The 26,855-nt window shown below is 41.0% G+C and carries 31 protein-coding genes; 11 read left to right on the top strand and 20 right to left on the bottom strand.

Annotated features, from left to right (window positions below; genetic code table 11):
* Window positions 1-22: 22 nt before the first annotated feature.
* Window positions 23-1,531: an AcpB/EbpR/MafR family transcriptional regulator gene (locus FXF70_RS15595; protein WP_148780649.1), complete on the top strand. Its 1,509-nt coding sequence runs from the start codon at window positions 23-25 to the stop codon at window positions 1,529-1,531.
* A gap of 55 nt (window positions 1,532-1,586) precedes the next feature.
* Here the strand turns inward: FXF70_RS15595 and FXF70_RS15590 are convergent, their stop codons facing one another.
* The 10 genes from FXF70_RS15590 to FXF70_RS15545 form a co-directional block, all read right to left on the bottom strand.
* A complete protein-coding gene (locus FXF70_RS15590; protein ID WP_017366847.1) occupies window positions 1,587-1,868 on the bottom strand; it encodes a hypothetical protein in 282 nt (93 codons plus the stop codon).
* Window positions 1,869-2,238: 370 nt separating this feature from the next.
* Window positions 2,239-3,513, bottom strand: coding sequence for a hypothetical protein (locus FXF70_RS15585; RefSeq protein ID WP_148780647.1), 1,275 nt, complete (start codon window positions 3,511-3,513; stop codon window positions 2,239-2,241).
* Between the two features lie 31 nt (window positions 3,514-3,544).
* Complete coding sequence (locus tag FXF70_RS15580) at window positions 3,545-4,114, bottom strand: hypothetical protein (RefSeq protein ID WP_035703708.1); 570 nt, start codon at window positions 4,112-4,114, stop codon at window positions 3,545-3,547.
* 239 nt (window positions 4,115-4,353) lie between these two features.
* Window positions 4,354-5,184 carry a DNA alkylation repair protein gene (locus FXF70_RS15575; protein ID WP_148780645.1) on the bottom strand — a complete coding sequence of 277 codons (831 nt, stop codon included), beginning with the start codon at window positions 5,182-5,184 and terminating at the stop codon, window positions 4,354-4,356.
* 190 nt (window positions 5,185-5,374) lie between these two features.
* Window positions 5,375-6,550 (bottom strand): MFS transporter, encoded by a 1,176-nt coding sequence (locus FXF70_RS15570; RefSeq protein WP_148780643.1) that lies wholly within the window; start codon window positions 6,548-6,550, stop codon window positions 5,375-5,377.
* A 26-nt stretch (window positions 6,551-6,576) separates the two neighbouring features.
* Window positions 6,577-7,404, bottom strand: coding sequence for a MerR family transcriptional regulator (locus FXF70_RS15565; protein WP_148780640.1), 828 nt, complete (start codon window positions 7,402-7,404; stop codon window positions 6,577-6,579).
* 134 nt (window positions 7,405-7,538) lie between these two features.
* Window positions 7,539-8,057 carry a hypothetical protein gene (locus tag FXF70_RS15560; protein WP_148780638.1) on the bottom strand — a complete coding sequence of 173 codons (519 nt, stop codon included), beginning with the start codon at window positions 8,055-8,057 and terminating at the stop codon, window positions 7,539-7,541.
* Window positions 8,058-8,083: 26 nt separating this feature from the next.
* Window positions 8,084-8,494, bottom strand: a complete 411-nt coding sequence (locus FXF70_RS15555) for a DUF6508 domain-containing protein (RefSeq protein ID WP_148780636.1) — start codon at window positions 8,492-8,494, stop codon at window positions 8,084-8,086.
* A gap of 137 nt (window positions 8,495-8,631) precedes the next feature.
* Window positions 8,632-10,017: a 23S rRNA (uracil(1939)-C(5))-methyltransferase RlmD gene (gene rlmD, locus FXF70_RS15550; RefSeq protein ID WP_395947870.1), complete on the bottom strand. Its 1,386-nt coding sequence runs from the start codon at window positions 10,015-10,017 to the stop codon at window positions 8,632-8,634.
* Between the two features lie 102 nt (window positions 10,018-10,119).
* Window positions 10,120-10,989, bottom strand: coding sequence for a DNA-3-methyladenine glycosylase family protein (locus tag FXF70_RS15545; RefSeq protein WP_148780634.1), 870 nt, complete (start codon window positions 10,987-10,989; stop codon window positions 10,120-10,122).
* Window positions 10,990-11,422: 433 nt separating this feature from the next.
* Here FXF70_RS15545 and FXF70_RS15540 point away from each other — a divergent pair, with 433 nt between their 5' ends.
* From FXF70_RS15540 to FXF70_RS15530, 3 genes are all read left to right on the top strand, one after another.
* Window positions 11,423-11,935 carry a hypothetical protein gene (locus FXF70_RS15540; protein ID WP_017366836.1) on the top strand — a complete coding sequence of 171 codons (513 nt, stop codon included), beginning with the start codon at window positions 11,423-11,425 and terminating at the stop codon, window positions 11,933-11,935.
* A gap of 131 nt (window positions 11,936-12,066) precedes the next feature.
* On the top strand, window positions 12,067-13,026 hold the full coding sequence (gene corA / locus FXF70_RS15535) for a magnesium/cobalt transporter CorA (protein ID WP_007496624.1): 960 nt from the start codon (window positions 12,067-12,069) through the stop codon (window positions 13,024-13,026).
* Window positions 13,027-13,059: 33 nt separating this feature from the next.
* Window positions 13,060-13,554 carry a DUF2716 domain-containing protein gene (locus FXF70_RS15530; protein WP_148780632.1) on the top strand — a complete coding sequence of 165 codons (495 nt, stop codon included), beginning with the start codon at window positions 13,060-13,062 and terminating at the stop codon, window positions 13,552-13,554.
* Window positions 13,555-13,787: 233 nt separating this feature from the next.
* On the opposite strand, the gene pdaA is transcribed toward FXF70_RS15530, so the two are convergent.
* Together pdaA and FXF70_RS15520 are read right to left on the bottom strand one after the other, a co-directional pair.
* A complete protein-coding gene (pdaA, locus tag FXF70_RS15525) occupies window positions 13,788-14,579 on the bottom strand; it encodes a delta-lactam-biosynthetic de-N-acetylase (protein WP_148780630.1) in 792 nt (263 codons plus the stop codon).
* Between the two features lie 102 nt (window positions 14,580-14,681).
* On the bottom strand, window positions 14,682-14,873 hold the full coding sequence (locus FXF70_RS15520) for an SE1561 family protein (RefSeq protein ID WP_003218031.1): 192 nt from the start codon (window positions 14,871-14,873) through the stop codon (window positions 14,682-14,684).
* A gap of 147 nt (window positions 14,874-15,020) precedes the next feature.
* On the opposite strand from FXF70_RS15520, the gene yfkAB reads away from it, so the two are divergent.
* The 3 genes from yfkAB to FXF70_RS15505 all read left to right on the top strand — a co-directional run bounded on the left by yfkAB (window position 15,021) and on the right by FXF70_RS15505 (window position 17,986).
* Window positions 15,021-16,142 (top strand): radical SAM/CxCxxxxC motif protein YfkAB, encoded by a 1,122-nt coding sequence (yfkAB, locus tag FXF70_RS15515; protein WP_017358799.1) that lies wholly within the window; start codon window positions 15,021-15,023, stop codon window positions 16,140-16,142.
* 7 nt (window positions 16,143-16,149) lie between these two features.
* Window positions 16,150-16,986, top strand: coding sequence for a mechanosensitive ion channel family protein (locus tag FXF70_RS15510; protein ID WP_025206933.1), 837 nt, complete (start codon window positions 16,150-16,152; stop codon window positions 16,984-16,986).
* A 280-nt stretch (window positions 16,987-17,266) separates the two neighbouring features.
* Window positions 17,267-17,986, top strand: a complete 720-nt coding sequence (locus FXF70_RS15505) for a YebC/PmpR family DNA-binding transcriptional regulator (protein WP_007496614.1) — start codon at window positions 17,267-17,269, stop codon at window positions 17,984-17,986.
* Between the two features lie 374 nt (window positions 17,987-18,360).
* Here FXF70_RS15505 and FXF70_RS15495 read toward each other — a convergent pair whose 3' ends face one another.
* The 3 genes from FXF70_RS15495 to FXF70_RS15485 form a co-directional block, all read right to left on the bottom strand.
* Window positions 18,361-19,143 (bottom strand): YfkD famly protein, encoded by a 783-nt coding sequence (locus tag FXF70_RS15495; RefSeq protein WP_017366830.1) that lies wholly within the window; start codon window positions 19,141-19,143, stop codon window positions 18,361-18,363.
* Window positions 19,144-19,210: 67 nt separating this feature from the next.
* On the bottom strand, window positions 19,211-20,275 hold the full coding sequence (gene cax, locus FXF70_RS15490; RefSeq protein WP_148780626.1) for a calcium/proton exchanger: 1,065 nt from the start codon (window positions 20,273-20,275) through the stop codon (window positions 19,211-19,213).
* Window positions 20,276-20,340: 65 nt separating this feature from the next.
* Window positions 20,341-20,718, bottom strand: a complete 378-nt coding sequence (locus FXF70_RS15485) for an OsmC family protein (RefSeq protein WP_058214339.1) — start codon at window positions 20,716-20,718, stop codon at window positions 20,341-20,343.
* A 75-nt stretch (window positions 20,719-20,793) separates the two neighbouring features.
* Here FXF70_RS15485 and FXF70_RS15480 point away from each other — a divergent pair, with 75 nt between their 5' ends.
* A complete protein-coding gene (locus tag FXF70_RS15480; RefSeq protein WP_148780624.1) occupies window positions 20,794-21,957 on the top strand; it encodes an MFS transporter in 1,164 nt (387 codons plus the stop codon).
* Window positions 21,958-21,971: 14 nt separating this feature from the next.
* Window positions 21,972-22,481, top strand: coding sequence for a GNAT family N-acetyltransferase (locus FXF70_RS15475; RefSeq protein ID WP_099496390.1), 510 nt, complete (start codon window positions 21,972-21,974; stop codon window positions 22,479-22,481).
* Window positions 22,482-22,513: 32 nt separating this feature from the next.
* On the opposite strand, the gene FXF70_RS19105 is transcribed toward FXF70_RS15475, so the two are convergent.
* From FXF70_RS19105 to FXF70_RS15460, 4 genes are read right to left on the bottom strand one after another with little or no spacing between them, the layout of a single operon-like run.
* Window positions 22,514-22,657, bottom strand: a complete 144-nt coding sequence (locus FXF70_RS19105; RefSeq protein WP_019743537.1) for a hypothetical protein — start codon at window positions 22,655-22,657, stop codon at window positions 22,514-22,516.
* Between the two features lie 31 nt (window positions 22,658-22,688).
* A complete protein-coding gene (locus FXF70_RS15470; RefSeq protein ID WP_008341753.1) occupies window positions 22,689-23,507 on the bottom strand; it encodes a YihY/virulence factor BrkB family protein in 819 nt (272 codons plus the stop codon).
* An 18-nt stretch (window positions 23,508-23,525) separates the two neighbouring features.
* The gene (locus FXF70_RS15465; protein WP_019743536.1) at window positions 23,526-23,858 is read right to left on the bottom strand and encodes a hypothetical protein; all 333 of its coding nucleotides are present in this window, start codon (window positions 23,856-23,858) and stop codon (window positions 23,526-23,528) included.
* A gap of 20 nt (window positions 23,859-23,878) precedes the next feature.
* On the bottom strand, window positions 23,879-24,349 hold the full coding sequence (locus FXF70_RS15460) for a low molecular weight protein-tyrosine-phosphatase (RefSeq protein WP_019743535.1): 471 nt from the start codon (window positions 24,347-24,349) through the stop codon (window positions 23,879-23,881).
* A 174-nt stretch (window positions 24,350-24,523) separates the two neighbouring features.
* On the opposite strand from FXF70_RS15460, the gene FXF70_RS15450 reads away from it, so the two are divergent.
* Entirely contained in the window at window positions 24,524-25,879 is a 1,356-nt protein-coding gene (locus FXF70_RS15450; protein WP_007496593.1) for an alanine/glycine:cation symporter family protein, read from the top strand.
* A gap of 75 nt (window positions 25,880-25,954) precedes the next feature.
* A complete protein-coding gene (locus tag FXF70_RS15445) occupies window positions 25,955-26,170 on the top strand; it encodes a DUF1128 domain-containing protein (protein ID WP_008341757.1) in 216 nt (71 codons plus the stop codon).
* Between the two features lie 107 nt (window positions 26,171-26,277).
* On the opposite strand, the gene FXF70_RS15440 is transcribed toward FXF70_RS15445, so the two are convergent.
* A complete protein-coding gene (locus FXF70_RS15440; RefSeq protein ID WP_007496591.1) occupies window positions 26,278-26,796 on the bottom strand; it encodes a type 1 glutamine amidotransferase domain-containing protein in 519 nt (172 codons plus the stop codon).
* Window positions 26,797-26,855 lie beyond the last annotated feature (59 nt).

Here is a 26,855-nt window from a genome sequence, read left to right as displayed (position 1 = left end):
AAAGGAAGGAGTTAGTTGTTTGATGGAGCTCATTGATAATAAATCAAAGAGATGGATAAACATTTTAAAATTGCTTGTATCCAAAAATAAGTGGTGGAGCCTTCAAGAGATATCGAATGAACATATCGGTTCGGTTCGTGCCATTCAAAGCGATTTAGAACAAATGAAATCGTTCCAAACCGAGAACGGAGAACCGTTAATCCACATAAAGCCAAGACAAGGTATATCCATTTGTAATACGCAGACGATACGAGTGGATTACTATATCAAAGAAATTCTAAAGGATACGATTGAAATTCGATTGATTGACGGCATTTTTTTTGAAGAAAACAGATCTTTCTATGAATGGATGGAAACGCTTAATATCAGTAGATCCACATTGTATAACACGATTCATAAAATCAACTCGATCCTTACATCCTATGACATCGAGTTACGCCCAGATAGTATGCAGTTCCATGGGAATGAGAAGGAGATTCGTCAATTCTTTGTTGAATTTTTATTTGAAGTGTATGGAAGCCGCCTTTGGCCATTTGATGATATTCAAAAACAAGACGCAGTTCATTTATTACAAGAACTATTTCAGGTGCTCGAAGTCAATGTACCAGATGTCGCGATAGATAAATACTGCCTGTGGCTCGGCGTTTCCATTCACCGAATGCGAAAAGGTTTTACAATCAGCCGTAAATATACATACTCAATGAATGAAGAAAAACAAACCTCTACAGCTAAAGGAATCTATGATCAAATTAGAAGATGGGAAGAGCACATCTGCCGAATGGCCAAAGACGTATTTGATGTGACGCTGGATCATCATGAATTTGTCTTTTTGCTATTGATCGAACCAGCTATTGGACACTTTAAATCAATTGAGTCTGTCGAAGAAAAATTGACGTTCTTTCAGTCGCATACACCACGCCTCTATGATGCCATTCATTCATTTATCACCCAGTTGGAGTCGATTTTTCATCAAGAAATAGCGAATCGTAAGGTGATGACACTCGTTCTTCTCCAATATTATGTGTATTCCAATGAAATTACCGTGAGAGATGGATTCCTTTTCAAAAAGAAATCGAGCTATTTATCAGAGGTGAAAAAACAGTTTCCCTACTTCTATTCGAGGATTAGTCATATCATCCAAGAGTTAAAAACAGACGATATCCTCGCTTCTTTTGTGAAAAATGAACGGGAATTGATTCGTATCATTACATCTTCCTGGAGAGGGCTTGTTCATTTGGAGATGGAACGGAGAAACGCGCTGAACATTTTTGTTACTTCAACATTAGGTTATTATCATAGTTTGTTTATTGCTGATTTAATTAAATTAAGTGTGCCTCCTCTCATTCACATTTTCACAAGTCCAGAAAATACGTTAAATGATGTCACGATGGATCAACTTGGGATTGATATGATTGTGACCGATACTGAGCTTCCTCTTCAGTTCGGGCGATCTACGCTGCTGATCAGCTCTTTTCCAACAAAAAAAGAATTGGACAACTTGCACCGCAGATTGGTTGATATGACAAACTGATGTTCATCATAAAAAAAGCTGCTGAGACAAGCTCAAGCAGCTTTTTGGTTCTGTATTAATGAAGCACGATTTGTTCATTCATCAAATCAATGGCGTAAAGCGATTGCCCATATTCATCTAATAGAAGGTATACTTTGAGCGGGGCAGTGGTTTGATCTGTTTGCTGCGTGAATAGGACACAAGTGAATTTTTCAATCCCATCTGGCAGCTTGCTTTTCAGAAAAGGATGAAGAATAGGAGAGATTCGAAGGGTATCAACATCTTTCAGCCAAAGCTCATCTTGTAACGCAGGATAATGGTCAACCAAAAACTGACGAAACACTTCCAATGTACTCAAGGTAGATATCCTCACTTTCTTCTAACTTGGCTTCAAACTCACCTAAAAACAAACGGAACCAACTCATCATATGATCTCGGTACACGTATTTTCGCATACGGCTTGAGACATGATCACTCACTTTTTAGACTTGATACTGTAGATCAACTGTACTGTCACGAATGTTCAATATGTATAACGTTTCCTATGTCTTCTCATTGACTCCACCACGAATCCAAACAATGGACCTATGATCATATTCTTACCTGTTTTCTTTCGTGATGAAACGACAACTTCCTGCTACAATATTCCATTTTTCTGCAAAAAAGAGGGAGATGGGACAAAAAAAAGAACAGCACTGACTGTTCTTTCGATAGCGTAAAATGCCAATTCAAATATCCTGTAAAGGAATGACTTCCCCGCTCACTGCATCCACTCCATCATGACAATCTAGTTTTCCACATAAGACATACTGCTTTTCTGTAAAATCATATACATAGATGGGGGTCAGCTCTAACCGATCTTTTAATTTTTCGAAGGCTTCTTGTTTTGTCAGGGTGATTTCGCCAGGGGGTTGGAGTTCATCCAACATGCCACACTCCTTAAACATTTCTTTTCTATCTATGTAATTAACGGCTTCAAATGTAAGGGCATCAATGAATATCAAGATTTTATCTGTAAGCAAGCTTTTCTCTTGTCTATTTGCTTTTACTGTTGCATGAATGTAATGATCACGATGAAGAGAAATGCAAACCCATTTTCCGGTGTCGTTAGGATATTCCTGACTCAACAAGTTTTGAACTGCTTTCAAACACTTATCTTTTTCTTCCTCTGTTATGGGCATTGTATCTGGTGAGGGTTCAATTGAAAAGGCTTGATCATCTGAGATGTCTTCTTGAATATTTAATTCCTTTCTTACAAAAGGTTCAGTTATTGGTTCATCCCATTTGATGATTTGGTTGATATTGAGACATTGATGTTCCTGTATCGTACCTTCAAACGGGAGGATTCCGGTTCCATCATTCTTTACATACACTTCTTCTAACGCATAAATTGGACGAATTTTATTCTGATCAAAGGAAGGCCATTCGATTCGTTGCACTTGCTGAAGGGCTAAGCTTTCAATCTTCTCAATGAGCAGCGTATATTTTTCAGCCCTGTGCTTTTTTATAGAAACAAATGGGCCGTGAAGAACAAAGTAAATGAGTTGTCCATGTTCATCCCATTTCACATCAATCATGCCCGAAGGGGTCACTGGTACACCAGCAATTTTTTCCTCAAAAATAAGCTCCCCTTTTTCCTCCTTATGCAAGTGAAAGTGCTCTCCATATATCAACCCTGTTTCTTGTTCAATCCATTTGATGGCGTCATTCTGACCGCTATCAAAGCACACACCCTCCTTTGCATATGTTTTACCCATGACAAAAACAGCACTCTCAACCTTTCCTGTATTCAGATTCACTTCTATCACGGCTGTGCCATCCGGGTTTAAATCTTCGTCCACAGGTTCCGTTTCATGTGGAGGAAACCATTCCATACACAATTTATAAATTGTTTCATTAAACATATTCACATTTCGGTAATACTCGTAGTTTTTTAAACGATAATCATCTAAGCCGAACTTCTTTCTTGTATCATCTATTAGATGCTGTAGAGTTTCATTCATTTGTTTCACCTCAATCTGTTAAGTGATTATCTTATGGAAGGACGAATATGACGATAAAAACGAATAGGATGATAGCTGATAAAAGGCCTAAAACCAAACCCATCATATTTGATTCCTTTGTATACCCTTTTAATTCGTGTTCCTCAGTAGATCGATCAATTTTTCTAAAGCGAAAAAGCATGCTTACATTCATAATAACTAGAAACATAGCCACTAAGAAAAATAGAAATGCAGGTTGTATTTCAAAGAATGGGTTCGTTACATCTCGGAAGCTAAATGACTGAAAAAACATCAGACCACTCAACACTACTCTCGAAATATTTTCTGTTCTCTGTTCTTTCTCCCACTCTTTTCCTAACTTCTCTTTTTCATAAATAGCTACCTGCTCAAAAATTGGAATGATAGATTTTGTTGATTTCCTTTTAAAAAATCCTAAAATACTTTGAAAGAGCATGACAATTCCTAGACAAAAAAACAAATGAGTTAATTGAATATGTAAGAATTGAAAAAAGATTGAAAACGTCACGATCATGATGCCAGCTATTAAATTACATGTGACTAATTGGTTTGTTCTCATTTTTTTCAGTGCTACTTGTTCCATACAATACTCCTCTCCGTCTCTATTGGTTCTAATAAAAGCTCTATCTGTACTACGTTTTTATCGAAAAAATGTTTCAATATTTTTCCTTTCTATTGTGAATTTGGTTTTTCACACGAAAAAAGTAAAGAGTAATCCCCTTTACTTTTTCGCTTGCCTCTATGGGTTTAGTCCTATTCTCAAACCGCTGAATTGACTGCTTACTCATTTTCATGGACTGTCTAATCAGTTGATATTAGTGTTTAAAAATTCCCCTTCACAATCGTTCTTTTGGCTTTCTTGACAATTCTGCTGGTTGCTTTTGTATCAGAATCTTTTAACCACTGTTCACACAGGTTTATGACCCAATTTGGTTGTGTTTTACTAGCGTCATTGAGCCAGTTTCCTACAGAATCTTGAACATATGTTGATGGATCAGATTTGAGCAAGTCTAGAATAGGCTGTGCCCTCATTGGCTCTTGTTTTAATGACTCAATATGCTTTGTCCAAACACCTCTTGGGCGAATAGCTTCTACTGAGAATCGGCGAATATTTTCATCTTTACTTTTAGCCCATGCTGTTAAATGTTCTATACTTTGATCGAGCTGATCCGTTAGGCTTTCTCTCACTGACATCCACGCAATTTCTCGAACTCCAAAATGAGGATCAGCTGCAAATGGCTGAATGTACGCCAATTTCTCTTCCAAAGTTGATAAACGGTGTTTGTTCATATAAGCAGCCCAACAGCGGACGCTATCAGATACATGGTGAGTAAATGCCTGTAGCACTTCCGCTTGTTTTTCCCCATTCTCTTTCTGTAGCCATTCATCTAACAATTGACCGATAAGACGAATTGCTTTCATTCCAGACTCAGCCTTTTGTTGAGTGATCTTAGATGTTAAACCGTCTAAATGATGGTCTAAACCAACGGATGGCAAAACATGACGTAATAACGTCATATGATTGACAGCCAGCCATTCAGTTAAATTTACACTCTCTATTTTTCCCTGATTCAAAAGGAACAAGACGTCATGAGGGATATCAGTCCCCTTTCGAGCACCTTTTCGATTGATGATCTCCTCGCTTATTTGCATTTATTTTCTCTCCTCGCCTAGTGGTGCTTTTGTTTGATATTCATCGTTTTTAAAAGAAATATATGAATGCCTTCAATCTTTGGATATTGCCCCCTATTGTATCAAATAAACAACTTTAATGGTGCATTCTTCAAACCAAAAAGGAACTACCCAAAATAAGTAGTCCCTTCCATACAAAATTGAATTTAAGTTACCTTCCTTGCTCGATCACCTTCAAACTCTTCTGCTGAGAGATTCTGTCAAACGCCACCATCAGTAAAGCGAGAAGAACCGTTCCAGCACTGATCCAGCTCAGGTGCAATATAGATGTCCTGCTCAATACAATCCCCCCTAACCCCGAGCCTAAAGCAAATCCGAATTGAATAAATGATGTATTGACACTTAATGCGATATCAGGAGATTTTGGAACAAGGGTTACAAGATACAGCTGCTGAGCTGGTGATGTACTCCATGTTGCGATCATCCATATCATGATAACAGCCACCATGACCACGAGATTCCCTGTGACAAATGCTAGTAGCATGAGCATCATGATTTGCAAGATGATGCCAGAAAAAATCGTGAAGATGGGTCCTTTTTTATCTGCTGCCATCCCTCCAAGACTTGATCCTAAAAAGCTGCATATTCCCGCTAGTAACAAAATGCCACTGATTTCTGTGATGCTTAGGTTGGCTGATTTTTGGAGGAAAGGCGTTAAATAGGTAAATAAAGTCGAATATCCCCCTACATAGAATAACGTGACTGCCACTGCAAGCAATATTCGCTTGTCTTTTAAAATCGATAATTGCATACGAAGCGTCACCGATTCTTGTTCTTTCATAGAAGGGATCCGCCTATACACCACAATCAGCGGAATAAGCGTGATCACTCCAATGGCTGCGAATAATGCTTTCCATCCGATCATACTGCTTAGAAATGTCCCGATTGGAACGCCTAAAACCAAGGAGCTGCTTAATCCCATTAAAATGATGCCAATGGCTGTTCCTCTTTTTTCCCGTTCTACAAGACGAGTTGCAACCGCCATCGCCACTACAATCGCCGTTCCCCCACTGATTCCTTGTAAAATTCTTGTGATCATGACCATTTCAAACGAATGGCTGATACTTGTGATAAAGTTACTTAAAATAAAAATGATCAGCGCCCATGATAATATTTTTCTGCGGTCCATATTGATGGTTAGTGCGATGACAATCGGTGCACCGATTGCGGCCGAAAGTGCTAAAGATGTGACCAATAAGCCAGCAGTAGACGTTGTGACATGTAAATCATGTGCGACCATTTGAATAATGCCAGTAATGATGTATTCGATCGTTCCGATTAAAAAAGCTGCTAAAGCAAGTAAATAGACAACGGTTTTATTTTTCATCGTGACGTTTCTCCTTTGGGCCATGTTTACGATTTGATTTCATTCTTAATAGGAATTTGAATTTCAATGAGTCTGCCTTCTTCATTTTCTGACAATGGGTAATAGATTTCTCGGCCCGGCTGATCATCTTTCACGCGGTATCCGTTATGTTCGATCCATGTCGCCAAGTCAACACAAGCAGATTGTGCAAATGGGGATTGTGAATGAAATAATAGTGTCGCCATGGTTTCTTCAGCTGGTAACGTGCGCATCGTAATTCCCTGAGGAAGAGAGCCCCTTAACGCTTTAGCGGAATACCCAACCTCAAATTCGAACTCACTTTCTTTAGCAAGTGATTCCCTCCACAGCACGATTTGTGGCTCTGAGTTCAATTCTTGCGGGTGTTTATGTAACAAATGATGAAACGTTTGAAAGAATGATGGGATTTCATCAACAGTTCCGTTGGATTGAAAAGACATGATGCGTTTGCTTTCAACCGATTTGATGATGACCTCCTGTTCTTTTTCAACACAACCCTCTCGTTTGATGAGGTGCATCCGCTCCTTAATACGGGCTAATTTCTGCTGTTCTCTCTCGATCAATTGCTGAATCTCACTCTCTTTCAAGAGAAACATGCCCTGAATCTGCTCTACCGAAATATCTTCACGAAGAAGCTGCCCCATTTGTTTTAACGTAAAGCCTAATTCCTTATAGAGAAAAATTCGATTGACCTCAAGTAGCTGCTCAGCTGAGTAATAACGGTATCCCGAATCTTGATCGATCTGCTGAGGCTTTAATAAATCAATTTGGTCATAATATCTTAAGGTTTTGACAGGCACTTTACTTAACATAGAAAAATCGCCGATCTTGAACATCCTGCATCTCCTCCGATTTGTTGATCTGATCACAGTATAAACCTTTCAGTTAAGGGGAAGGTCAACATGAAGTTGATTAAATTTTTCAAAAGCACGAAAAAACCTAGATTTCTCTAAAATCTAGGTTTTGCTCATTATCCTACTATTTTTTCTAACAATCCCATCTCTTCAACAATCTTTATATCATCCATAAATCGTTGCAAACTTACTTTATGCTCTTTCTTTTGTAAATCTGTTGAATAACCTAAGCATAGATTAAAAATACAATCTAACCTTTGTCCGACTCCACTATAAAAATAATTCGTCAATATTCCATTATTTCCACTTGCAAGAACCAAAACTGTAGCGATCTCTAATACATATTCTATATCTTCTATAGAAATCGTTTGATCCTTTTTCTTAGCAGTCATGAATTCATGACTATGAATAGAACGAATCCTACCTTCAAGTAAATTGAGTATAGACCTTTTATAGATGACATACACACTGTGAATATGATGTTTATCAGGACAATAGGGATCTTGTAAAATGAATTTTATACGTTCATCTTCTTTTTCCATTTTTATTGCATCAAAATCATATAATAAATTATGATCAATTTCTTCTATTTTCATAGGAGGAAACATGCGGGCTACATCTGTTTTGTTTTTCATTGGATCACCCCAAAATCTAGTCTCTCTTACTCCAAACGTTCCAATCTTTCAAGCCACTTGACAATAGCTCCGTTTTTAAAGAAATCGAGTATGACACCCTCGCAAAATCGTTCAGCTCTCAGAACCCCCATGATGAGAGCCAGCACACACTGCGAATTTAAATTGGAAACGTCCACATCCTCCATGTCGTTCATTCCCCATTCAATTCCATTTTCTTTGAGGATCTCTCTATAGCGGGTAACCTCCAGTTCTTGATGCTGTTCTGCAAATGTATAGACATCCTCGATAAAACGACGGACCGTTTCGGAATAATTCACATAGGGCATCTGAATCGGGTGTTCCGCTGTTCCATCATTTTCTTGATCTATGACCCATTCTCCGATATGGTCCTCGTGAAGCATCGGTATGTATTTTGTTAGAATCTCGAATTGACTCATTTCCATCCTCCTCTACCTCATTCATATGGTTTACTCTGATCGACACCCATGGATTAGTATATAAAAAAATCCGTAGTTATCCTACCAGCTAGACACTAGTATTCAAATTACGGACAGTCTTTTATTTACTTCACTTTTTACAGTCTTACCATTGATACAACACACTCCACATGCGCCGTATGCGGGAACATATCCACTGGCTGCATGTATTCGATCTTGTAGTCTTTTGACATGTATTCGAGGTCTTTTGCTAGTGTAGATGGGTTGCAAGAGACGTAGACAAAGCGTTTTGGTTTGACTTGTTTGACGGTGTCTAGGAAAGTGCGTTCGCAGCCTGTTCTTGGCGGGTCGACGACGATAACATCGGGACGGAAGCCTTCTTTAACCCATTTTGGCAGCCAGTGTTCGGCTGTGCCTGTCACATAAGTCGCGTTTTTCATGCCGTGTTTTTTGGCATTTTTCTTCGCGTCATCAATTGATTCTTTGATGACATCCATACCTCTTACTTCTTTTGCGCCATCTGAGATCCACATTCCAATGGTTCCAACACCGCAATACGCATCGACTACCTTTTCTTTGCCAGTCAGTTTGGCCGCTTTTTTCGCTTCGTCGTAAAGCTTTAATGTCTGCTTCGGATTCAATTGGAAGAAAGCCCGTGCACTCAATTCAAATGAGACGTCTCCTAAAAATTCTTGGATGACCATGTTGCCAGCTAGGTGCGATGTTTTATGCCCAAAGATGACTGATGTTTTTTCGCCATTGATATTGTGCATAATAGACGTCACTTCTGGCAGACGTTTTTGAATGGCTTCGGCGATTTCTTTTTTCTTTGGAAACTCAGGCTTTGATGTGACAAGGACGACTTGGACTTCACCTGTTTCAAAGCCGACACGCACAACAATCGAGCGCACGTCGCCTTTTCTTGTCCGCTCGTTGTAGACAGATACGCCGAATTTCTCTAAAATTTTGCGGACGACGCCTGTTGTTTTGTTCGTTTTCGGATGCTGGACGATACATTCCTTGATTGGGACAAGTTTATGAGAATTCAGCCCATAAAGCCCTGCGATGATGTCGCCGCTATGTGATCTTCCGACTTGGAACTGACTTTTATTCCGGTAGTGCCACGGATCTTCCATACCAATTGTTGGTCTAATGTCGATCTTTTCAACCGACAGCTTTGTATGACGCTCCATTGATTGAATGACAATATCGCGTTTTTCCTTTAACTGCTGCTCATACGCCAAATGTTGAAGCTGACAGCCTCCGCACTCTTCGTATACTGGGCACGGCGGTTTCACTCGATGTTCTGAGCGCTTGCGAACTTTCCTCACCGTACCTTCTGCATATTTCGCTTGAACATTCGTTGCTTCCACTACTACTTCCTCACCTGGAAGTGCACCTGGGACAAAGACCACTTGCTTTTTAAAATAACCGACCCCTTCCCCATTAATGCCAAGGCGTTTAATGGTAAGCGGGAACTGCTGCCCCTTTTGCAGAAGGGCTCCTTGCTGTTTTTCTTTCACGTTTATTCTCTCCGTTCTATTTAAACCTTTATCGGTTGTCCTCATTTTATTCCATCTGAATAGTATATCACGACTTGGACGAAGAGAGAAAATGCCTTTCAATTATTTGTCTGTCTCAATACTTCTCCATAAATAAAGGGAGGCGTAGCTTAAATACGGTGCCCACTCCTTGCTTAAAACTGCCATCTCTTCTTTTGTTGGCTTTTCTGGCAGGTCAAAGTGACGTTTGATCGCATTTTGAATCCCGATATCTGCCATTGGAAAGAGATTTGGTCTTCCAAGTCCATTCATGAGGACATTTTGAACCGTCCAAGGTCCAATCCCTCTAATCGGAAGCAGACGTTCTTCAATTTCAATATCCGGTAAGTCGTGTAATTCTTCTAAATCCAGAGAGCCGCTCACTATTCGCTTTGAGACATCAATGACATATTCCGCTTTTCGCTGACTGAATTGCAGTTTTCTCAAATCATCGGTTTCAAGTGATGCAATGGTTTCCGGTAAAGGGTCAAACCAAACGCCGTCGATTTGCTCACCATACGTATGAACAAACCGTTTCGTCAGCTCATAAGCAAATGCAAGATTGAGCTGCTGATGAATGATGCATTTCATCAAGCAATGATATAGATGGAAATCCAGCATAAGCGGCGTTCCGATATGACGTTCAAAAATGGGCGCAAGATTTGTTTGAGCAAAATGGTCATGCACGGCATGTAATTGATGCTCCATGCCAAATATCCGCTTCACCTCAGAAAGGATGGCTTCCTCCGGCCCGTTAGCCTGTATCCGGAACGAAGGCGCTTCTTTTGTTCCTGTCGCTTGAACGACTGCAATGTACGGTTTATGATTCAGCCTCATCGGTACTTTGATTTCTCTTTTATCCAGATCGACCGCCTTTAATGGATCGCTCGACAAACGTCTCAGCACTTGATCGAAGTGATAGGGCGGTTCAACCAATAGGTGTTTTTCCCACATGTTTTCCCTCTTCCTTTCTGCCAACACACGCAGATGTGATTGTTTCACTTTGCATGAATGATTCTCTATATTGAATACTTTTAAATATAAAGAGTACAAGAATTTATCAGTTATATCTTCCTTATTTATGGTCATTCTCCTTTTGGATAGATGAAAATTTTTAGTCGAATTCAGCTAAAATTCGACAGCAATCTTCAACATTTTAGGAGCTTTTTCCTTAAATTAGAAATAGAACCTATGGGTGATATCTTCGATCCTAAAAATATTTGTATAATTATGACATATCAAGGAGGTGAACAAAGGAATTAGCGGATTAGGCAATCATTTGTTTCATCTTGCAGGAACATATTTACCTCATTGATAACCGGCTTTACCTAGTTTCACGTTTTACTAAAAGAAGACCCAAAATTTAAAAACAAAGGAGATCCGACCAATGAAAAAAACAATTCTTTCTGTTGCCCTTGCCACTGCTGTTTCTTCGACACTACCAGTATTCGCTGACGCTGCTGAAAAAACATCATCAGCACCCGTCTCTACTACACTACAGCAAACTGTTTTAAACAAAGCTGCTGAAGGTAAAGCTGGAACGACAGCTAGTCCTAATGTTAACGTCAATTTCGATGTCCTTGGAATTGCCAATGCAATCATTAACGCAGTAAATGCAAATGCCAACCGTTCTGGATTCGTTAAAGGTGTAATGGAAAGCACATTCTATGCTGCTGGCGGCAGATATAACGTCATGGTCTTTAACCTAAGCCAAAACTATGAAGACCGCTTTAATGGCGTGAAAACTTTCGCTACTGCTAACCTTGGTAATGTTGTTTACGGTATTTGGGTTTTTGAGAGCGGTACATTTAAAAACAACGGCGATGGCGGCTGGGATAACTGGGCATTTAGAGGCTGGTTTGACCGTCAAAATAAATTCGTTACGTTCCATCGTCCTTAATTCTCGCTTTATCCATCAATCATACACGCACATTGGACCGATCTCAGCGATGAGATCGGCTTTTTTATGGTGAAAACGTATAAGTTCACCGCTGCTGCTTCATGATATAATGCAAGTCTGGAGGGGTGCACATGCTGAAAAAACTTGCAGTGACAAAAAACGGCGACTTGATTGAACATGCAACATTGCAGCAGCTTTCAAGCCCCGATATTGCCTGGTATTGGATTGATTTTTATGCGCCAACGGAAAAGGAAGCAGCACTGTTAAAGGAATTTTTTCAGTTCCATCCGCTTGCGATTGAAGATTGCTTCCATTATTTACAGCGGCCAAAGCTTGATTTTTATGAAGGGTATTTATTTTTCGTCCTTCATGCCCTCAATCAAAAAACACTTCGATCTGAAGAAGTCGACCTGTTTGTTGGAGAAAACTATATCGTTACTTTTCATTTGAAGGAAGCGCCCTACATTGATCGAGTCATTCGAAAGCTCAAAGGGTCTGACAAAGCACGTGAGAGCGGTCCAGAGCATATGGCTTATATGCTGATTGACCAGCTCGTCGATGATTATTTTCCTATTATTTATCAAATTGAGGACAGGCTCAATGAAATCGAGGATGAAGAAGGGCATAAAACGTATGGTACATTAATGAACGAAGTATTCGGTATTCGATCCGATTTGCTCAAACTGCGCAGAACCATTATCCCGATGAGGGACCTCTTATATCGAATTGTGAATACGAATATGATGAAAAGCGATGCAAACCGGCAAGCATATTTTAATGATATTTATGATCATCTATTGAAACTAACAGAGATCGTTGAGTCAAACCGTGATATGACAGCCGATTTACGAGACAGCTATCAAACACTAAATTCCAACCGAATGAATGCCATCATGATGACACTGACCATTGTCTCGACGATTTTTATTCCACTCACCTTTATTGTTGGGGTGTATGGGATGAACTTTGATAACATGCCTGAATTACACTGGAAATATGGCTATTTTGGCGTACTGATTTTCATGGGTTTGCTTGTCTCAGGGATGCTTTTGTGGTTTAAACATAAAGGATGGTTTAGGATTTTCAAATAGTTTTTTGAGAGAAGTGCTTGAAAGGGAGATACTATGGAAAACTGGATTCCACTGTCAGACAAAGAACTAAAGTACGCATGGAAAACATTTGATCAAAAGTTTAAATTTAACCCAAGCATTTCTCGCTTTCCCGGTTTTCAAGCACCCTCTCCTTACATCACATATGATATCTCTGCTTATTTCGAGGACCCTTCTCTCCTAAGTGCGGATGAAGACCTTGAAAAGAAGGCACTGCTGTCTTTTCAGGAGAATATCACCGGAACCGGCGAATATATGCAGGTACTTGATTGGCAGCACGAATGCTATTGGATCACACCATACGGCTCATTTGAAAAAGATGAATTTGGAGAATGGAGAGTTCCTGTGCTCCCAAATGGAGATGACTATTTCTTTTTATCAAAAGAGATGACCTGGGGTTTACTAGGACACCCTTGGGAGCAAAGCATCACGATTTTCGGTGAGGGCTTGATTGACTCCTTTACTCGTCATCGCCCCCTTTTGTTCCAGCGTATAATAAGAGAAGGATAATTCAAAAAGCTTGCAGTGTCTGCAAGCTCCAGATTGTTGACAAAGGGCTAAAATGAACTTTATTTTAGCCCTTTGTCTTCTTTTCAGCGTGATAGAAAACCTTTGCAGCCCTAGGAAGGACGAGTACTGGCGCGGAGCGAATTTGACATTCGTGAGCACCAGCACGCAGGACTGACAAAGAATGCGAGGGTTTGTCTACACGCTGAAGCTTGCAGATGTCTGCAAGCTTTTTTCTATAGCTGAGGGAGATGCCATACTTTTTCAAGCATGAGATCGTCTAAGCTTTTAAAGGTATATCCTTGTTTTTTTAAAGCAGTGATGGCATCATTAAGTGCCTCGGCATTGTCCCTTGAAACGGTATGAAGTAAGTAAATGGCACCCGGATGCGCCTGTTTCATCATTTGATTGTACGCATACTGTTTTCCTTTTTGATGGTGGATGTGCCAATCTACAAACGCTACTGACCAGAAAACGGTTTGGTAGCCAAGCTGTTTCGTTTCCTTTAGTACCCTTTCACTGAATACCCCGCGCGGTGGACGAAGGTAGAGGTTATCTTGTTTTCCTGTGATTTTGTATACCGCTTCATTGACACGATCCAGCTCTTCTTTGATTTCTTTCGTGCTCTTTGTTGTTAAATCTGGATGGTGATAGGAATGGTTGCCAATAATATGACCTTCCTCTGCCATACGTTTGACGAGCTTGGGCTGATCCTTTACAAAGTGCCCAGTCACAAAAAAGGTGCCGGGTACTTGATGTTTTTTCAGCACGTCCAAGATTTTGGGTGTGTACCCATTTTCATAGCCATTATCGAAAGTAAAATAAATCTCTTTCTTTTTCGTATTTCCTAAATAGAAAGCATCATATTTCTTTAAGAGTGTCGTCAGTTCCTTGCCGGCATCTGCTGGCTTGTGCTCTTTGCTTTTAGCAAATCCCCAATGAATCGGCTGATTAGACACGGCTTCTAAGTTTGAAAAAGGCATCGATACAAAAAGCGCACATAGACAGATCAGTATGCATTTTTTCATTTACGTCACTTCCCGGTTTTTCTTCTATTGTGCAGAATATACCGGGTACTCATACACTTTTTGACCTGCCAATTTAAAGAAAAAAGCCCGCATCAGCGCGAGCTATTCTTCCTTCCAATCGGTTTTAAATCGTTCATATTTCGCTTCTAGGTCGTCAATCATCTGGATGAGTCTGTCTATATCCTCAACGTCTGTTGATTCAGGATCTAATGAATCAATCACATTCATAAACATATCTAATCGGTTCTTTAAATAATCAACCTGCTGCTCTTTGCTGTCTGCTGCCTTGCCCATAGATACACTCCCTTTAGCATTTGTTTATAGCTTATCTTTTTTTCCTTTGTAAATCAATTGTGTCCCCTCTTGCGTATAACGGTGATGGGGCTTAAAATTAACTGTTGGCGGGTCTATGTTTGCCCGAATGAAAAGGAGATAGATACCATGAACCAAAAAACAGCACTTCGTCCGATTACACCTGCATTCGACCCTTGGGAAGCCTATCTCGATGTGCAGGATTACGGAGAAATGAAGCTGACAAATATTGAATTGACGACAACGACGTTGTGTAACATGAGATGTGAGCACTGTGCGGTTGGCTATACTTTGCAGCCAAAAGATCCGAATGCACTGCCACTCGATTTACTGCTTCGCCGTTTAGATGAAGTACCGCTCTTGCGTTCCCTTAGCATTACAGGCGGAGAGCCGATGCTGTCTCTGAAATCTGTACGGGAATATGTCGTTCCTTTATTAAAGTATGCCCATGAACGCGGCGTCCGTACCCAAATTAATTCGAATTTAACACTTGATTTGGCTCGATATGAAGAGATTATTCCATACTTGGATGTCCTACACATTTCACATAACTGGGGGACGGTCGAAGAGTTTGCTACGGTTGGTTTTGCAATGATGGACCGAAAGCCAACCTTTGAGCAGCGTGAGAAATTGTTTAACCGCATGATTGAGAATAGTCAGGCCCTTGTGAAAGCGGGTGTAACCGTATCTGCTGAAACGATGCTGAATAAGCGTACGCTTCCTTATATTGAACACATTCATCGTCAAATCGTGGACGAGATGAAATGCCAGCGCCACGAAGTTCATCCGATGTATCCAAGTGATTTTGCGAGCGCCCTTGAATCATTGTCGCTTCCACAAATGCGGGATGCGATTCATCAGTTGCTCGATGTTCGTGATGAGAACACATGGATGCTGTTTGGCACATTGCCATTTTATTCATGCAGCACAGATGAAGAAGACCAGCGCCTCTTGACTCGATTGCGTCAAGCGAAAAATGTGACAGTACGAAATGACCCTGATGGCCGTTCACGGTTGAATGTGAATATTTTTGATGGGAATATTATTGTGACAGACTTTGGCGATACACCGCCATTAGGAAATATTGAAACTGATACGTTGCAATCAGCTTATACACGCTGGATGAACACAAAATTGGCAAAAGAACTGAATTGTCATTGCCCAAGTGTGCAATGCCTTGGTCCGAATGTTCTTGTGAAAAACAGTTATTATCAAGATGTTGATTTTACTTCTCGTACAGCCAGGGGGTAACCGATAGATGGACGAAACATTTCTGACAGTGGTCAAAAACAAATACATTGAAATTCTCCTTGTTGGACTCATTCTTTGGCTTGCCGTCTTTATGATCAACAAAGCGCTTCAGATTTTCTTTAAACGCACTGAATTCATTGAAGACAAGAAGAAAAAAACGATTGAGAGCTTGGTCAAATCGGTTTCAAAGTATACAGCTTCCATATGTTTTGTCTTATATGTGATTTCTCTATTTTTTCATGACTTTGGGAAGATTCTTGCGGGGGCTGGTGTGGCTGGAATTGTCATTGGTTTTGGTGCTCAAACCTTGATTCGTGACATTTTAGCTGGTATCTTCCTCATTTATGAACGGCAAATTCATAAAGGTGACTATGTGACGGTCAATAATCTTTTTAACGGAACCATTGAAGAAATTGGTCTCCGGTCTTTGCAAATTAGAGAATGGAGCGGCAAGCTGTTAACCATTTCAAACGGAGACATTCGTCAAATCCAAAACTACAATATGCACTACATGCGTATCACAGAGTCAGTCTTGATCAGTGCAAACCAAAATCCTGACATTGCTTTCAAGGCGCTAGAAACAGCATGTGATCAGTTAAATCAAATGCATCATGATTTACTGAAAAAAGATGAATTCCAAAACGCCATTGAACCTTTTCAGGTTCATGGCATTATGGGGCTCAATAAATTGAATCGCGGGATTGAGATCACCGTAAAAGGAATGGTCGAAGATGAAAAATACTTCGAAGCCGCCCTCGCTGTGCGAAAAGAAATGATCACACAACTTCATCAGCATGATGTGAAATTGCTTGAGGATCTCGTCTATCCACAGCCTGCAAAATAACCTCATTTTGATGGGGTTATTTTTTTGATCACTTTTTGTTAATCAGTTAATTATCATGCATGTAGTTCACTAGATCATTCGGTATGATGAGCTGACTAGACCATATGAGAAAGATGAGACACTCGAACAGCTCGAACACTTCAGCTAAGAAATTCCTTTCATTTCAGCCCTCTTACTTCTATCCTCTTGACTGATTCATGTATAATAGAAAGCAGATTGATTTCATGCAGCATGGGGACCCTCATACTGTGTATTTACTAATTGAAAGAGAGTGAATAAGATGGGTCGTAAATGGAACAACATTAAAGAAAAGAAAGCATCAAAGGATGCCAATACAAGTCGTATTTACGCAAAATTCGGGCGTGAAATCTATGTGGCTGCCAAGCAAGGTGAGCCAAATCCAGAATCAAACCAAGCACTTCGTTTTGTCCTAGAACGTGCAAAAACATATAGTGTCCCAAAACACATTGTGGACCGTGCGATTGAAAAAGCCAAAGGCGGCGCAGAAGAGAACTTCGATGAGCTGCGTTACGAAGGATTTGGTCCAAACGGATCTATGGTGATTGTTGATGCCCTGACCAATAACGTCAACCGCACAGCGTCTGATGTTCGTGCAGCATTTGGGAAAAACGGCGGAAATATGGGCGTCAGTGGATCTGTTGCTTACATGTTTGACCAAACAGCGGTGATCGGTGTCGAGGGGAAAAGTGAAGAAGAAACGCTTGAACTTTTAATGGAAGCAGACATTGATGTACGTGACATTATGGAAGAAGATGATACGGTGATCGTCTACGCTGAACCAGATCAATTCCATCAAGTTCAAGAAGCGTTCAAACAGGCAGGCGTAGAAGAATTTACTGTAGCCGAAATCACAATGCTGCCTCAAAACGAAGTGACATTAGATGATGAATCGAAAGCACAATTTGAAAAACTCATCGATGTATTAGAAGAGCTTGAAGACGTGCAGCAGGTTTATCATAATGTGGATTTAGGGGAATAATCAGCTAAGCCATCGTAGTTGTTGGATTCATTCAACTTCTGCGTTGGCTTTTTTATTGTCTAGGTAAGGTTTACGTTCTACTCAAGACCATGTAATATGAAGATAGAGTCGTTTCCACAAATAACCAAGGGGCTGAGTTTCATTTTTAAAACATGGTGGTTTTCGTATTATGGCTTTATGATCCTCCCTTTTATTGGCCTATGCTTAATTTTCAACAACTTGACGATATTCACTAAAGTCTTTCTCTTTCTTTTCTTTGTATGGGTTTTATATAACGCCTTTGATTTTTACATTCATGAAATGAAAAAGAAAAAAGATAGGACATCTTAATCAAAAAACAGTCATCTCCCCTTGGTAAGAGGAGATGACTGTTTTTAATTCATCCCTTGAAACCCAAACGTCAGGTGATCCTGAACAGGAATCCAAGCGCCAATTCCTTGTGAGGTCACATTTTTCACGACAAGTTTGCGTTTATTTCCCTTGAGCACAAGGTACACTTCTCCGTAAGTAACCTTTCCTTTTTCGTTAATGGCTGGAGCGTATGCATGCAGGGTTGCTGCTTTTTTTGGAGATACGTGGTAGGACTGATCTCGCTTTGTTCCTGCACCAATCACTGTGTCGAAGGCGAGCGGAAGTTTTGTTTTTTGGATGGCTTTTTGCATCATCAATGTTTTCACATCTTCTGGGTTTGGTACTTTTGCTGTGAGCCCTCCACTTACTTTTACTTGTTGCTTTTGCACATATTTGCCGATGGCTGTTTTGTTTCCGCCTCTATTATCAATGTGATTCGTGTTCACTTTTTTGTATTCCCAATTGGCGACGGTTTCGTTTGAATCATAGCTAAGTGCCCATCTTCCAAGAAAAATCGTTGCTCTGTAGCCAACTGCTAGCGGTGTACCTGAGATACTGGATTCATTCAGCATTTTAATCAAATGTGTATTTTCAATTGGTACACTTGTTGTTTTAAATAATTCGGCCGTCAGCTCGCTCGGCTGGAGCAGCGGTTGATCTTGTGACGCATTTGGATACGTATTTTCCTTTGAGATACTGGCGACAGACGATGGCACCTTAAACGGCTTTGCTGCCTCGGCTGGAAAACTGTATAGGAAACTTAAGGATAAGAGAACAACAAACATGATGCGGGGCATCTTTTTCATATCATCACTCTTTCTCATTCATTTTTCCATAGTATTTTCCCGAAAGACGTCCCTTATCCACAAAAGATTATAAAAGGAAAAATCCAATCGCCATAATGAAATAGGCAGCGAGCAATGTAGCACCTTCAAACCAGTTCGTATCCCCATCATTTGAGAGGATGACCGTTAGTAAAACAGAGGATGCCATGGCAATGAGCTCTGGTAATGAGAAGATCAGTGGCATTTGCTTTTCAAAAAACAGAGAGCTGATCACAAGGATCGGTGCGACCATCATGGCGACTTGAAGCGTGGAACCGAAAGCAATTTCGACCGCGACATCCATTTTGTTTTTATACGCCATAATCACAGCAGATGCGTGTTCTGCTGCATTACCGACAATCGCAACAATGATGACCCCGATAAACAGTTCACTCCAGCCAAACTGTTCTCCGACTGTGTCAAATGTATGGACGAGCCGCTCTGAAATATACGCCACAGCAATTGTCGCAAGGAGTAAAATCGCCGTGGCAAACTTCCCAGACCATTCTGGTGTTTCTTCTTCCGTCGCTTCCCCTTCCGCAATTTCCTGTTTGGCAACATAAACACCCCTGTGGCTGACAAGTTTGAAATAGAGTGCTGCGACATAAAGCAAAATCATCACGATGCTAATGCCGATACTTAAAACAAATTGACGATCTTCTGCCATCCCCATGGAAAAGACTTCTGGAATGACAAATGCCACAATAATCGCAAACATAAGCAGCCCAGAGTTATGCCTTGCATCGTGGACGTTGAACTCTTGTCGTTTAAATTTCAATCCGCCAACGAAAAAGGACAGTCCAGCCACGAGCAGTAAATTGCCAATCACTGAGCCAGTGAGTGAAGCAAGGACAATGGCAGTGAGTCCTTGTTTTAATGCAAAAAATGAAATAATTAATTCCACTGCATTTCCAAAAGTAGCGTTTAACAAACCGCCAATTCTTGGTCCCGCTATAATGGCAAGACTCTCTGTCGCTCTTCCCATATAACTTGCAAGACCGATGATGGCGATACAATAGACGGCGAACATGACAGCCTGCGGGAAATGAAGAAAACTGCCAATCACAGATAATGGAACACCGATTGCGACAATCACTAGAAACAAACGATTCATACAGCCAATCTCCTTTACATCATATCTGACTGTTATTCTTTCGTGAGTGCCGGCATCATATACATTTAGATTCGTTCGTGTGAAAGGGTGATATCGATCGTTCCTTTCACGGATTGCACCATGGAACAATGCTTCAACGCAAGTTTCATTACTTTTTCCAGCTGTTCATCAGAGGTGCTGATGCTTTCAAAGATCATATGTAAATGAATATGAGTGATTTTGTTTACAGTTCCTTCTCTTGTCGTTTCAGGTGTAATGGTCAGCCCTTGATAGGATATTCGTTTTTTTCGGCATACATGAATGACCATTTCTCCAAAACAGCCCGCAATAGCCGAGGTGAACAATTGATACGGCCTGTATCCCGCTTCTTCATTTCCCGAAATAGACAGCTGCCTTTGATCAGCATTTGCGACCCACCGATCATTTTCGTATATCAGCTTCATTCCTTTTCCACCTTTCTATTGAAACCCCTATGGTTCCATTGTACGATGAAAGCATGAACTTGTAAGGAGCTTCTTATGTCGAGAATTCATTTTATGATTTTAATTTTACTTGTATCCGTATCTGGTTTTTCACAGGGAGCGTTACTGCCAGTTATTTCGATTATTTTCGAACATGCCGGCACTTCCCCGACGTTAAACGGACTGCATGCCACCGGTTTATATATCGGCGTGCTGCTTGCGTCTCCTTTTATGGAAGCGCCGCTGCGCCGCTTCGGATTTAAACCATTGATCGTCATTGGGGGCGCTGCTGTCTTTTTAAGTTTGTTTAGCTTTGTCTTTATTGAATCTTATGTCGTCTGGTTCTTCTTGCGGCTGATGATCGGCATCGGTGATCATATGCTTCATTTCTCCACACAGACGTGGGTAACCTATGCCTCATCATCTAGAAATCGCGGGCGAAATATTTCATTGTATGGGTTATCCTTTGGACTCGGTTTTGCCGCTGGCCCTTTTTTAACACCACTCATTGAAATCAATCCATCCTTGCCGTTTATTGTGTCTGGTGCAGTTAGTTTGTGTATTTGGCTGCTTGTGTTTGTTTTAAAAAATACATATCCTGATACAGGTGAAATGCAGACGTCAGAGCAGACAAATAGTTTGAAGCGCTTCAAGAAGGCGTTTCAATTTGGCTGGGTAGCGTTTATGATGCCGTTTTGCTATGGCTTTTTAGAAACGACGCTCAATAGTAACTTCCCTGTGTATGCGCTGAGAAGCGGGGTGACGATAGATGCTGTTGCGTTTATTTTACCTGCGTTTGCGATTGGGAGTATTGTTTTTCAGCTTCCTCTCGGGATGCTGAGTGACCATTTCGGCAGACGCCGCATGATTTTAGTCGTGACACTCGTCGGTTCATTCTTTTTCCTTTTAGCAGGGATTTTCATTCAGTCCGTTTTGGCTGTTGCGATCTGTTTCTTTATCGCAGGTATGGCTGTAGGTTCGACCTTCTCACTTGGCATCAGTTATATGACGGACTTATTGCCAAAGCATCTGCTGCCTGCTGGGAATTTGATGTGCGGGATGGCGTTTAGTGCAGGAAGTATTCTCGGTCCGGTTCTTGGCGGATTCTTTGTTCAGACGTTCGAGGGCATGAATTTACTCTATCTTGTCAGTATCGTGATTTTATTTGTGTTTTGCTGTGTTCGATTTGGGAGGACGCTGGCAGTGGTTGAAAGTAACTAAATGGAGGATCTATTTTGTTTACATTTAACATTTCAAATGACTTAAAATTGGCGTGTTTACAAGTAGCCGATGCAGAGACATTATTTGCACTTATCCAGCAGAATAAAATTCACTTGGGAGAGTGGCTACCATGGGTGAATCACTGTTATCGCATAGAAGATGTTCAATCTTTTATTCAATCTGCCCACACTGCCTATGCTGAACGAAAAGACATAGAAGCGGGTATCGTATTAAACGATCAATTAATTGGGGTGTTCCGCATGACGTTTCAGCATCGGATAGGCAATATTGGGTATTGGATTGGTCAAGATGCACAAGGGCAAGGTATTGTGACCAAAACAGTGAAATGGATGACAGATACTTTTGCTCCTGAAGTCGATGGATTTGAAATCTTTTGTCCTGTTGGTCATGTCAGAAGTGAACGTGTTGCGATGAAAGCAGGGTTTCAGCTCGATCCTCACTATCAGCCAAAGCCTGATGCAACTTTTCTCCTGAAGCGTTATATACGGATATTGAATCATTAAAAACTCCCCTGCACCTATGCAGAGGAGTTTTTTCATCTAGTGATACCCATTTTGCCCATTCGCACTTCCACTTGTTTTGTGCTTTGGTTGATGGCCTTTGTTTTGTTTTGTGTTGCTTCCGCCTTTTTTCGATTGTTTAGACATTCGTTATTCCCCCATCCGTCAAGATTGAACATGTTCGTTCTCCTTTAGGATGCCCAGATTTCTTCACACCTTGCCTGGTACGATTTTACGCTTATGTAAAAGCGCATTGAGCTCGCCGCCGAGGATGATCATAATGCCGGTTAAATAAAACCAGATCATTAATATAATGATTCCCCCAATGCTTCCGTACATCGCACTATAGTTGGCAAATTCGCCTACATAAAATGAGAACAGCATGCTGACGAGAATCCAGCCAACAGAGGCGAATATGGCACCTGGCAGCACAAATTTCAATTTCAGCCTGATGTTAGGGGCAAAATAATATAGGGATGTAAAAACAATCAGTAAAATCAGTGGACTAATAATCCATCTCATGGCGGTCCAAATGGTGAGAAACGCATCTGACTGCCCTACTAATTTGGCAACGAATAAGCCAAGCTCTTTTCCAAAGACAGGCAGCATCAAGGCAAAAATAATCGTAAGCACCATCGCAATGGTTAAGATGATTGATGTTAAACGTACGAGAATGAAGGAACGATTTTCCTCAACTTCGTAAGCGTGGTTAAATGCTCTGACCACCGCATTAATGCCGTTGGATGCAGACCAGAGTGCCGCAATAATCCCGAATGACAACAATCCGCCGTTACGGTTATTCAGTGTCTCTTCGGCAATGGATTCAATCATCGAAAGCGCTCCCTCTGGCGCATAACCAGAAATGACGCTTAGAACATCCTTTGATGTCAGCGGCAAATAACCAACAAGCGTCAGCACGAAGATGAGAAACGGAAATAATGAAAGCAAAAAGAAATACGCAAGCTCAGCTGATTTTGCCGGTCCTTCATGCAGCAAAAAGCGTCCAATTAACGCTTTAACAAAACCCATACGCCTCATCTCCAATGATCAATCTTTCTGTTTCTTTTGAAAGTGATCCTTTGTTTCTTCAATAATCTCTAATACCTTTGGTGTTGTTTCCTTTAACTGATTCACCTGTTCATTCAGAAAAGACAAATCATCTGAGACCGTTCTCATCAATTGCTTCGTTTCTTCCATTTTTTCCTTCACGCAAGCAGACATCCTGCCAGGCTCCAGGCGGTATTCATCCAGCTTTTGCTGGCAGTCATTCCATTTTTCTTTCAGTGCAGTTCTTGTTGGACGATGAAATAATGTCAGCAATATGCCGCAGGCCGCGCCTATAACAGCTCCCCGAAGCACGATTTGTTTGTTCTCTTCCATCTCATCTGATCTCCTTTCAGTTAAAGGTGTTTCTCTTTTTTTACATACGTCAAAAAACGATCAATTCCTGTTTCAATTAAATCATGTACTTCCTCAAAGTTCCCAGTGTAATAAGGATCTGGCACATCGTCTCGATCGTCGTCTTCTACAAAGTCAAGAAGACGGCCAATAAAGTGATGTTTTCCATAGCCGGCTAAACTGCGGAGGGCGCCAACATTTTCAGCATCCATCGCAATGATATAGTCGTATGTGGTGATATCCTTATCCATGATTTGTCTTGCCGTCATTCCTGCATAGCTGATGCCCTTTTCATCAAGCAGCTTTCGTGTTCCTTCATGCGGAGGACTGCCTTGATGCCAGCCGCCAATGCCTGCTGAATCAATCACAAAGTGTTCACTCAGCCCTTCGTCTTCGACTCGTTTTCTAAACATCGCCTCTGCCATCGGTGACCTGCAAATATTGCCGAGGCACACAAATAATACATGAATCATCCTTCATTCTCCTCCTATCTTTTCCCTAAGAGTCCCATTGGAAAACCTTTTCTCTATCATATCAAGCCCTTTTTCTTTTGGAAACTTTGCAAGAAAAACTCCCATCGGCATTGACAAATTACACAAAAAAAGGAGAAACTTTAGGAGAATTACACAAACAAAGGGGGACATTAGATGGGAATCATTGAGCAATTTGTCACGACGATGAACAATTTTTTGTGGGGGCCTCCCCTGTTGATTTTAATTGTTGGTACTGGAATCTACCTCACCTTTCGCGTTCTCTTCATTCAAATTAGATTACTTCCTTATTCTTTAAAGCTCGCTTTTTCAAAACAAGACAAAACATCAGAGGGAGATATCTCCCATTTCCAAGCATTAATGACGGCTCTTGCTGCAACTGTCGGTACAGGGAATATCGTCGGTGTTGCCTCAGCTGTCATTGCAGGTGGTCCTGGTGCAGTATTTTGGATGTGGTTTGCTGCATTTTTCGGGATGGCCACCAAGTTTGCAGAAGCTGTTCTTGCTGTAAAATACAGGGTCAAAAACGAAAAAGGCGAAATGTCTGGCGGACCTATGTATTATTTAGAGCACGGGTTAAAACAGAAATGGCTAGGGGTGCTATTTGCTGTTTTCGGTGCCAGTGCTGCCTTTGGGATCGGCAACCTGGTACAGTCTAATTCCATCTCAGGCGTCATGAATTCTACTTTTCAAATTCCAACATGGGTAACAGGTATCATCATTACCGCCTTTACGGCACTCGTGATTTTAGGCGGAATCAAAAGTATCGGCCGAGTGACATCTATTTTTGTACCAGTCATGGCTTTATTTTACGTCATTTGCGGGCTCATCATTCTTGTCATGAATGCTGATCTTGTTCCTGGCGCAGTCAGTCTTATTTTCTCAGATGCCTTTACAGGTCAAGCCGTGGCAGGTGGTGCGATTGGAACCGTTATTCGCTGGGGTGTCGCGCGAGGCGTCTTTTCCAATGAAGCTGGTCTTGGATCAGCACCAATTGCTGCTGCAGCTGCGAAAACAGATATGCCTGCCCGTCAAGCGCTCGTCTCTATGACGCAAGTGTTTATTGACACCATCATTGTTTGTTCTATCACTGGCATTACGATTGTCATGGCAGATATGTATTTAACAGAAAAAAGTGATGCGCTGACTTCGTTATCCTTTGCTCACTTCCTCGGTCCAGCTGGCTCAACCATTGTGGCAATTGGGCTGCTCCTGTTTGCTTATTCAACCATCATTGGCTGGTCCTATTACGGGGAAAAATGCTTTACATATTTGGCGAAGGATTCGTATGTCATGTATTATCGTATCGTGTTTGTGATAGCTGTCTTTTTCGGTGCCGTGTTTAAGAATGACTTCGTCTGGGGCGTAGCAGATATGCTCAATGGACTGATGGCCATTCCAAACTTAATTGGACTCATCGGTTTATCAGGTGTTGTGGTGTTTGAATCCAAACGAATCATTGATAAGATCAAAGAGGAGAAAAAGGAAAAAAACATTTCAGTGTCGTCATAATAGCCCTTTTATTCTTTTGCTTTTCTGTTAAAATAGACATATTATTCGACACATGCAGGAAAGGACGTGCCGCCCTTGTCACAGCAAAAAGCGGCTGAAGTCAATCAGCTGATTGAAGACATTTCGCAAAAGCTCAATATGCTGAATATTGGAGTCATCAAAGCAGAAGACTTCAGTCCAGATAAGTATGAAGATATTGAATTTCTTCACCAAATGGTGATGAAAAAATCTTCATTCAGCCCAAGTGAAATGCAAGCCATTGCAAGCGAGCTGAAAAGCTTAAGAAAATAATCGTGCACCTGATACTGAATTGCGGTTGACGCCGCTTTCTTATATCCATGCACAGAAAAAGCCAGCACCTCGCAAGGTGCTGGCTTTGTTTATCCTGTCAAAACTACTTATTTGGCGAGCAGTTTTAATGATTCACGGTTAAATGCTGGAATGTCATCAGGTGTACGGCTTGTGACAAGCTGATCCTGACAAACGACGACTTCTTCATCTTTGAATTTGGCGCCTGCGTTTTCCATATCTACTTGAATGGATGTATAGCCGGTTGCGCCTCTTCCTTCCAGCGTCTTCGCTGTAATAAGCAATTGCGGTCCATGACAGATCGCAAATACTGGTTTTTTCTCGTCCATAAAGGCTTTTGTGAATTGCACGTAGCGATCATCCGCACGCAGAATGTCTGGTGAGAAGCCGCCAGGAATCAGAAGTGCATCGAAGTCTTCTGGTTTCACGTTATCGATAGACGCATCGACTCTTACTTCTGCCTCTCCTTGCTTTCCTTTCACTGTTTTTCCTTTTTCGTTTTCAATCACTGTGATCTCATGGCCTGCGTCTTTAAAGGCTTTTGCAGGCTCGGTGAATTCAACATCCTCAAAGTAATCTGTTAAGACAACTGCAATTTTCTTACCCATGTAGAAACCCTCCTGCTTGATTATCGTTTACACTACACACTATACCCCCGCCAATTGAA

It is taken from the genome of Bacillus sp. Y3 (assembly GCF_008123875.1).
Classification (GTDB): Bacteria; Bacillota; Bacilli; order Bacillales; family Bacillaceae; genus Bacillus; species Bacillus altitudinis.
Note: the sequence above shows the minus strand (reverse complement) of the source record. Positions and strands in the feature narration are given on the sequence as shown.